Raw genomic sequence first — 9,371 nt, 5'->3', positions numbered from 1 at the left:
ATTCGGGACATAGTGGCTACCAGATGAGGTGACCGGACTAAATCACATTTAGTCTTAAAAATGCTTGAGCGTAGTGCGGTGAAAGTCGCATGCTGCGTTCTTAGAGGAGCCAGCAGCAGTAATGCGACTGGCTTACTCGATGCTTCGCACCAGCTCGCGCCCTTCGGGACGTGTGGACAAACCCTGAATACCGAAAAGATGTTATTCAGAGTTTGACCACACTCACGAGCTTATCGCCCACATACCCACAGGCACAATAACAACTATTTGTTAATTAATTTTTTAAAGACTAGAGTCTCCTAAAAATTTCTTAGGCAGTGGTCTAGACAAGGGGGTCACTTAAGGGTTGCTGACCAACAATTGTGAATTACCATTATCAAAGATCTTAAACCAACAGAAATAAGCGATTGGTGTATTATTAAAAAGTGTTTGACATATATTAGCGATATCAGTTGTTGAAACCAATGAAAAATGATTTTCAGGAAGTATAATTTTGTTCATAATAATTTTTTCATGATCGATAAATCACCTATTTTTGTTAGAGCATTATAGTCGACAAATGATTCAAGTAGCCATTAAATATCTAGTCGAACTTTAGCAACAAAATAAAATTTACATCTACTTTTGAATGGAATAATAAAGTTTTTCCAAAGCATCCATAGCTGTAATAAATTTTTTATAAACAGTTTTTGACTTATTATAATCATGAGCCTTTAAGATGATTTCCAAATTGCGTGTCGCCTGCAACATATCAGGAGTATTCGTATAGCATAAGCCGCCATGCAATTTATGAACTTGATGGGTCAACTTTTCCCAATCACGAGCATTATAAGATATTTCAATTTCTGCACGCACCTCCGGCAATGAGGCCATAAGTTCAATGATTATTTCCCATGCAAGTTTGTAGCTTGCTTCTGATTTTTTCAAAGAAATAATTTCTAGGCCACTTTCTCCTATTTCTGAAGCAGCAACATTTTGAGTTTTTTGCATCGCTGTTATCTCTTTAATAATTATTGCATTAACAAAGCAATTAACCAGCATTTCAACCTAATCGCGAAATAAACTGATTAAAAAATTCTTCTTCCATGATAATTATAAATCAATAAAATTACAAAAACGACAGTTTTATATTTACAATAAAGTGCCCATTTGAGTAAATGCATTACTCATAATATTATTTTTATCCATTACAGTTGATTATCCCAATCCACCCAAGCGCAATCACCTACCCCCATTCCTAGCCTTTCTGATACTGAATTCCTGGAAATTGACGAAAAATTACCCAAAGAGTTCTACTGACCGTTTTTTCTACTATCTGAATTACAAATTAGTAATAAGACAATTAGTAATAAGAAAAATTGTCGCTCACCTAATACTGTGTTAAAATTTTATATGAAATTAGCTTTAGATTTTATGTAAAGAATTACAAACAGCATCCTAATGGGCCGTAGCAACATACTACGTATAATAAGGTAGAGCTCAACCCTGTCCTTATCTATCGTTTTATGGAAAAAGCGGAGTGTAAATGGATTTTAGAAAGGAGAGAAACAATAATCTTTAAAATTTAGAGTTTAAATATGAAACCTGAGACTGATAGTCAAACATCCGCAAATGAACTAATTGCTTGGATACGTAACTATGCTTTTTTGCATATCGATTCACGCCTTGCCAATGAACGCCGCTGTTTTCCTCCTCATATTTTTCTGGATTTGGGAAATAAAGGTTTTTTTGGAATGCATATATCGCATAAATATGGTGGACTGGGTTTAAAAACTCAAGATATTTTGCGTGTAATGCAGCAGGTTGCAGCAATTGATCTAACACTGGCCACTGTTCTGGCTGAAAGTATACAAGCTGCCCACACTATTGAAAAATATGCTCCAAAAAACTTACAGCTTAAATACCTACCACAATTAGCCTCGGGACGCATTTTAATTTCTGGCGCGATGACTGAACCTGCGGCAGGCTCTAATCCCCGCGCAATGCAAGCAACAGCTACCCCCAATGGTCAAAATAGTTGGCTGATAAATGGTCATAAGCGCTGGGTAGGTTTATCGCCATCAGCTAGCGCGATCGCTGTGTATGTTAACCAAGTGGATACTCAAAATAAGTGGTTGGGGATGAGTGCATTTCTTATTCCTAGAGAAACGCAGGGATTACATATAGGATTGGATTCCCCCACCATGGGAGTTCGAGGTTTTGCTAAAAATGCGGTTCATCTACAAAATGCTCAAGTAACTTCTGAACAATTACTTGGGAGCCAAGGAGAAGGCATGGAAATTGCCCAGGATAATATGATGTACACACGCCTATGTCTGGCCGCCGCAAATGTAGGCGTCCTAAAACGTTGTGCGCAATTGATGTTTCGTTATGCAGAACAACGAAATATTGCCACAGGACAGCTATTAGAAAATCCCGTTACCTTGGTTCGTTTGAGTGAATTAACAACTCTAACCAATGCAATTGAAAATTTAATTCAAATAACCGCTGAGCTATATGATGTGGACTCAACTCAAGTGCCCGAAGAAGCGTTTGTAGTTTCTAAAGTACTAGCCTCAGAATACCTCGGATGGGCAGCTGATATATTAATTCAAACATTAGGCGCTAGGGGCTATGAAGAAAATAACATAGCTTCGCAAATTTTTCGTGATGCACGTACATTTAGAATATTTGAAGGTCCGACTGAAGCGTTAAATATGTATATTGGCTCAAAAATACTTACGCCCAATCTTTCATTGGAACATTTTTTTGACCAACACTTAAGACAAAAGAATCTTTTTGATGAAATAAAACTTGCTATTCAGCAAGCACAACAGCATGTTCAACTACATAAATTAAAATTATTTACTAAGCCGCTTGCTGCAGATTACTGGTTACAAGCTTTAGCCGGCGAAATTGTTTCTTATGGCTTATTGCTTGGTGCTACGGCTTATAAGCTAGAAAAAAACCATTCAACCGAAAGCAAAAGAGCATTTGAATGGGTGCAAAATAAATTTAATGAAGCCATTCAAAAAGCAAAACGGATTTCTCCGGCTGAAGCAAGTTTACTTTCATCCTGTGAACTTAAAAATTTAATTACAAATTATGTCGAAACAATAGGCGATATAGACCAATCCCGCATACTTGATGATACTTCTCTCGACGAATTATTAAAATGTGAATCTAAAAATATTACCCTGTCTTTTCCAGATTCTACTTCAAGTCTTTTAAATAAATCTAATGCCAAAATAGAAGGAAATGAACAAAAACTGAATTTGCCAAATTCAAACATTAAACAACAAATACTAACATCATCGAAATCTAAAAGAAAAAACCACTTCAATTTATGTATTCATGAGTTATTTGAAAACCAGGCAATCCACACACCCGATGCAATAGCAACAATCTGTTACAATAGACAGCTAACCTACAAGGAGCTTAATAATCAAGCCAATCAGTTAGCACATTATTTGCGAAGAAAAGGCATTGGCCCCAACAAATTAGTAGCTATTTATATGGAACGTTCCTTAGAGCTAGTTGTGGGATTATTAGGAATATTAAAGGCCGGAGGAGCCTATCTACCATTAGATTATAATTATCCTCTTAAACGTTTACGATTTATGTTTGAGGACTCAAAAGCTGAAATTATTTTAACCCAAAAGAAATTAATGCAAGATTTACCCTTTGCATGCAAAGAAGCCATTCCATTAGATGATGCAGCTGATTTACTTTCTCAAGAACTAATTACTAATCCAATTAAAAATAATAAACCTTCTGATCTAGTATATGTCATTTATACTTCAGGTTCGACCGGAAAACCCAAAGGAGTCATGCAAACACATAAATCTCTAGTAAATTTACTTTCCTGGCATATGAGGCAAATACCTGGAAAACATAGTATCCTACAATTTACCAGCCTAAGTTTTGATATGAGTTTCATGGAAATATTTTCTGCTCTTTGTTCAGGAGGAAATTCGATACTAATCTCGGAAAAAGATCGCACGGATTTATTTAGCTTAAGCAGCATTATCAAAGAATATTCAGTGGAACACTTAATAACTTCTGTGGCCTTTCTCAAAAAAATGTCCGAAGTTAACCCTAAACCAGAATATTTTAAAACCCTGAAAGAAATAATTACTGCTGGAGAACAATTAGTAATAACTCCTGAAATGACAGCTTTTTTTAAACAACTACCTAAATGTAGATTAAGAAACTACTACGGCCCCTCAGAAACTCATGTTGTTACCGCTTGGGAACTACCCAAGGATCCCGACACCTGGCCCATTTATCCTCATATTGGCAAACCTATTGCTAATTCGGACATTTTTATATTGGACAATAATAAGCAATTAGTTCCTATTGATGTGGTGGGTGAAATATATATAGGTGGCCTCGGTTTGGGGAAAGGATATATTAATGATAACAATTTAACTGAGAAAAAGTTTATTCAAAATCCTTTCAGTGATAACCCGGAAGATAAATTATACCGCACCGGCGATTTAGGTAAGTATTTACCTGATGGCAATATTGCTTTTTTAGGTAGAATAGACGATCAAGTAAAAGTTCATGGCTTTAGAATCGAACTTCAAGAAATAGAATCACAGCTTATTCAGTGTCCTTTAATTAAAGAAGCCGTAATTACTATAAAAGAAAACCCCTTTTCAGATAAACAATTAATTGCTTTTATTATTCCAAAAGAAAAACATCCTGGAGAAAGTTTTATTGAGGACATTCGTCATTATTTAAGAGACCATTTACCTACGTATATGATCCCCTCGTTATTTCATGTTTTAGAAAACATACCCTTAACCCCTAGTGGAAAAGTTGATCGTCAATCTTTATTAAAAACTGAAAAAATATTAACTTTTTCTTCTAATAAGCTCGTAGAACCTGAAACAAAAACCGAAAAGACATTAGTCAATATTTTACAGAATTTTTTTAATACACCTATTGGGGTCAACCATAGCATTATATCAATCGGCGGTAATTCGTTATTGGCAATGCAAATTGTGTCTAAATTGCACGATGTATTTTCTGTTGAAATACCACCATACAGTTTGTTATCCGATCCCTCAATTGCAATGATCGCCCAACGCATTGACAATTTAATCGCCCTAAAACATTAATTTTTAAAAGAATATATGCAAAAAAGTATTCCACAAATTAATTGTCCCAGCATTTATGAACAAGTTCTACAATATTCGGATAATTTGATTATTATTCTCTCTGAAGATTTACATATTATCGACATTAACCCTACAGCCTTAAAAACTTTTCACTGGAAGAAAAATCAGATACTAAACAAAAGCATAGCGTCCCTTTGCAAAAAAGGAGGTATTAATCCATTTATTAAATCTTATCCAATTAAGGCCATTAAAAAAATGATTCAAGTTATATCTGATGGAAAAAAACTTCAGATGTGCTGGCATATAATTCCGATTGAGGAATCTTTCGATCAGAAAAAGCAATTACTATTAATTGGCAAACAAGCAGCCGATTTTAGCCAAAAAGAATTTGAAGCGATGCAACTTGATAATATAATAAGATACACTCCTCATCTTTTCTATTGGAAGGATAAAAATAGTATTTATCAAGGATGTAATGATGAATTTGCAAAATTAGCCGGCTTAAAATCTAGACATGACGTAGTTGGGAAGAGTGATTCTGAACTTATATGGAAAGACCGTGCAAGTCTGTATACAAAAATTGACCAAGAGGTGCTAAATACTAAAAAACCACAACTCAATATTGAAGAAGAAATTGTTGTTTCTGGAAACAAAATTATAACAGCCATATCAAATAAAGTTCCTTTATTTGATAATAATAAACGGGTTATTGGTGTGCTAGGAATTACTACAGATATTACTGCACGAAAAGAAATGGAAGAAGCATTACAAGTTGCTAAAGAAAAAGCAGAAGCTGCCAATATCGCAAAAACACAATTTTTAGCTAACATCAGTCATGATATTCGCACACCATTAGTTGGAATTCAAGGCATTGCTATGCTTTTGGCCAAAACTTTACCAGAAAAAATGAAAGCAGAAGCCAACTCTATAGTCCATGCGAGTAGTGATTTACTTAATTTGCTCAATGAAGTTATTAGTTTAGCGCAATTAGAAACCGGTAAGGTTCGCCAACAACTCGTTGCTTTTAATTTGAAAAAACTATTCTCTAACATTGTTACTACATTTCAACCTTCAATTAAAAAGAAAGGATTGAAAATTGATCTCAATTACTCTGATGATCTCCCGACTTTGTTTAAAGGCAATCGTATGTATCTCAATAGAATTATTCTTAATCTCGTTAGCAATGCTTTGAAGTTTACACAAAAAGGCTATATTAGAATTAATATTGAACCAGACAAATTAAATAAACCTTCAAATTCAAAAAAGAGAGCTATTAAATTTAGTGTCATTGATACTGGGATAGGAATACCTAAAAAATACCAACAATATATTTTTGAAAGCTTCACACGTTTAAATCCTTCATATGAGGGAGTTTATAAAGGAAGCGGCTTGGGTTTGCATATAACAAAACAATTTGTAGAACAATTAGGTGGAATTATTGACGTAGACAGTGAGCCTGGCCAAGGTTCCACATTTACTGTCCATGTTAAATTAGACGCTATCGATAAATTAACTGAACAAGAACTTATTGCCGAAAATGAATTTACTGAAAAATTATTAGAAGAATCAATCGTTGAAAATGTACTTGTTGAACCTCAGCAACTCGAAATTAAACAAACTCTGATACAGAAAAATGCAGATGTTCACGGTCTTTTAGTCGAAGATAATCCACTGATTCAAAAGGTTTCTGCTTTAACCTTAAATGAAATTGGCTGTTTTGTAGATATTGCTACAAATGGCCAAGAAGCTTTGCAAATGGCAGCGCGCAAAAGTTATGATATTATTTTTATGGACATAGGGCTCCCTGATATTGATGGTTGTAAGGTGAGTAGCAAAATCCGTGCGCAGCCGGATTTACCAAATTATACAACGCCCATTATCGCATTGACCGCACATATGGATGCCAGTAGCAAAGACCTATGTTTAGCCTCAGGAATGAATGCAGTAATTACCAAACCGTTAACAAAGCCACAAGGATACTACTTATTTAAACGTTATCTGCATAAGAAGTATTTATCCAAAAAACCAAATGAAATGACAACAAAATTTAATTCTGATGATACATCTCTAGAAATAAGAGAGTCTTCCGTTATTGATTTAGATGATGGCGCTAAAGTCCTTAATAAGAATCATGCGGAAGCTATTAATATGCTAGATTTATTCGCTAAATCTTTATCTGAAGAACAACCAAGTTTAGCCGCAGCTTTTTTACAGCAAGATTGGCAAAGGCTTCAATATAATGTGCATCGTCTATATGGCAGCACTTGCTTTTGTGGTGTACCACGCTTGCGCGCTGCAGCGAAAAATTTAGAAACAGCTTTTGTAAAAAATGAACATGAACAAATAGTTCCTTTATATGAAAAGCTAGACCTAGAGATTCAAGCTTTTTTCCAGGCATATCAAGCCATGAAAAAGACATAAGTAAAAGTCGTGGCTTGAAATATCCGTTAGGTTTCGAACCTAGAACACATACATTATGAAGAATAGTGATGAAAACGATTTTAATTACAGGTGCAAACCGAGGATTAGGGTTGGAAATGGTCAGACAGTATTTAGAAACTGGCTGGCGGGTATTTGCCTGTTGTCGCTCGCCTGGTGATGCACGCGAGCTTAAATCTTTATCAGTTCCCCAACTTCAAATATTTAAGCTAGATGTTAGTCTCGATCAGGATATTTTCAATTTGTCGTCGCAATTACATAATCAACCAATTGATATTCTTGTGAATAATGCTGGAATTCTAAAAACTTATCATCCTAATTCTCAGAAATTAAATCGCGCATCCTGGTTAGAAAGCTTCCAAATAAATACTATTTCTCCTGTGGTTATGGCTAAAGCCTTTGCTCCACTGATTGCTCTAAGTCAACATAAGCTCATTGTAAATATTTCTAGTAACCTCGGTAGTATCAGTTCAGTTTCGGACCCTAAGTATTTATTTTATGGATCGAGTAAAGCAGCATTGAATTATGTCACCAAGAGTTTGACTGTAAGCCTTATGCCTCAAGGAATAAGCGTTATTTCCATACATCCAGGTTGGGTTAAAACAGATATGGGAGGGGAGGAAGCAACCCTCTTCCCAGAAGAAAGCATCACCAGCATAAGAAAGCTATTGGAAAAGATGAGTATAAATAATAGTGGTAGTTTTTATAGCTATACCGGTGAAATTATCGATTACTAAATTCTTATAGCTATAAATTGCATCCTCAAATTATCTTTTCCATCTAGAATCCCTTGAACATACTCAAAGGCTCACAGCTCTTGACATGGAAATAATCGCTTAAATTTGTCTCAGGTACAGATTTTTTTTTGCTAAGTTGGAAACTATTTTATAACCCAATAGCCTTCAACCACTCATCCGTAGGCAGCACCAATTTGCGTTGTTCCAAATCAAATAACCCAATCAACATTTCCGCCGAACAACAAACTTCCCCCGCCCGCAACATAGTCTGCATTAATCTACCAATCTTTTGCTCATAAGAAAGCATTTGTGTCTCTATAACAATCGCTTCTCTTAATCGGATTTCCTTTACAAAACGTAGTTTCATTTCTAAAACCACCGGACCCAACCCTGTTTCTTTAATTTTATTCAACCCGTAACCATTTTGTGTTATTAAATCCCAACGCGCATCTTCAAATAAAGTGAGATAAGCAGCATTATTCACATGACCGAAGGTATCTAGATTACTTTCTTTAATAATGATTGGATAACTAAATGCTTTAGAATTCATAGACTAGCCTCATGTTAGCACAGTTTAACTTTATGGCATGGGACAGCATAACCGATATGCCTTCAACACTTAGAAAACCCACCATCTGATAGCCACAAAAAGCTGAAAACACCCCCTCCTCCTTAACTGGAGTTTTCTTTGCATCACCATAACACTATTCTGAAAATTATCATAATCCATAAATCCTTCATTTCAACCAGAACAAAAAGTTCAAAACATTGTATTGCAACCAATTAAATTCCATGATTTAATGCATTTATTAATTTAATATGCATGCATGCTTTGTTAAATTTAAAATAAATTTACTTTTTATTTCTATTTTGAATAAACAATATTTTATGCGACGACTATTTAACACCACTCTAGAATTAAAATCTCAAAGGAAAGTTTACCATGTCCTGGCTAACCCAAACCCAACGTTTCCTACAATCGGATTTACTACCAGAAGACCAACTAGTACCCTTAAGTTTTTCCGGCACAGAAACCCTATCCCAGCCTTTTAACTTCACCTTACAACTGGTTTCCGATGATACCGCTATC

General features: G+C 35.1%; 5 protein-coding genes. 3 read left to right on the top strand and 2 right to left on the bottom strand.

Going from position 1 to position 9,371, the window contains the following annotated elements; translation table 11 throughout:
• Positions 1-618: 618 nt before the first annotated feature.
• Positions 619-990 (bottom strand): Hpt domain-containing protein, encoded by a 372-nt coding sequence (locus VHE99_10680; protein HVV69474.1) that lies wholly within the window; start codon positions 988-990, stop codon positions 619-621.
• Positions 991-1,577: 587 nt separating this feature from the next.
• On the opposite strand from VHE99_10680, the gene VHE99_10675 reads away from it, so the two are divergent.
• From VHE99_10675 to VHE99_10665, 3 genes are all read left to right on the top strand, one after another.
• Positions 1,578-5,105 carry an amino acid adenylation domain-containing protein gene (locus tag VHE99_10675; GenBank protein HVV69473.1) on the top strand — a complete coding sequence of 1,176 codons (3,528 nt, stop codon included), beginning with the start codon at positions 1,578-1,580 and terminating at the stop codon, positions 5,103-5,105.
• Between the two features lie 15 nt (positions 5,106-5,120).
• The gene (locus VHE99_10670) at positions 5,121-7,526 is read left to right on the top strand and encodes an ATP-binding protein (GenBank protein ID HVV69472.1); all 2,406 of its coding nucleotides are present in this window, start codon (positions 5,121-5,123) and stop codon (positions 7,524-7,526) included.
• A gap of 68 nt (positions 7,527-7,594) precedes the next feature.
• Positions 7,595-8,281: an SDR family oxidoreductase gene (locus VHE99_10665; protein HVV69471.1), complete on the top strand. Its 687-nt coding sequence runs from the start codon at positions 7,595-7,597 to the stop codon at positions 8,279-8,281.
• A 148-nt stretch (positions 8,282-8,429) separates the two neighbouring features.
• Here the strand turns inward: VHE99_10665 and VHE99_10660 are convergent, their stop codons facing one another.
• Positions 8,430-8,831 (bottom strand): acyl-CoA thioesterase, encoded by a 402-nt coding sequence (locus VHE99_10660; GenBank protein ID HVV69470.1) that lies wholly within the window; start codon positions 8,829-8,831, stop codon positions 8,430-8,432.
• Positions 8,832-9,371 lie beyond the last annotated feature (540 nt).

Source organism: Gammaproteobacteria bacterium (assembly GCA_035546635.1).
In the GTDB taxonomy this organism is placed as follows: Bacteria; Pseudomonadota; Gammaproteobacteria; order JAURND01; family JAURND01; genus DASZWJ01.
Note: the sequence above shows the minus strand (reverse complement) of the source record. Positions and strands in the feature narration are given on the sequence as shown.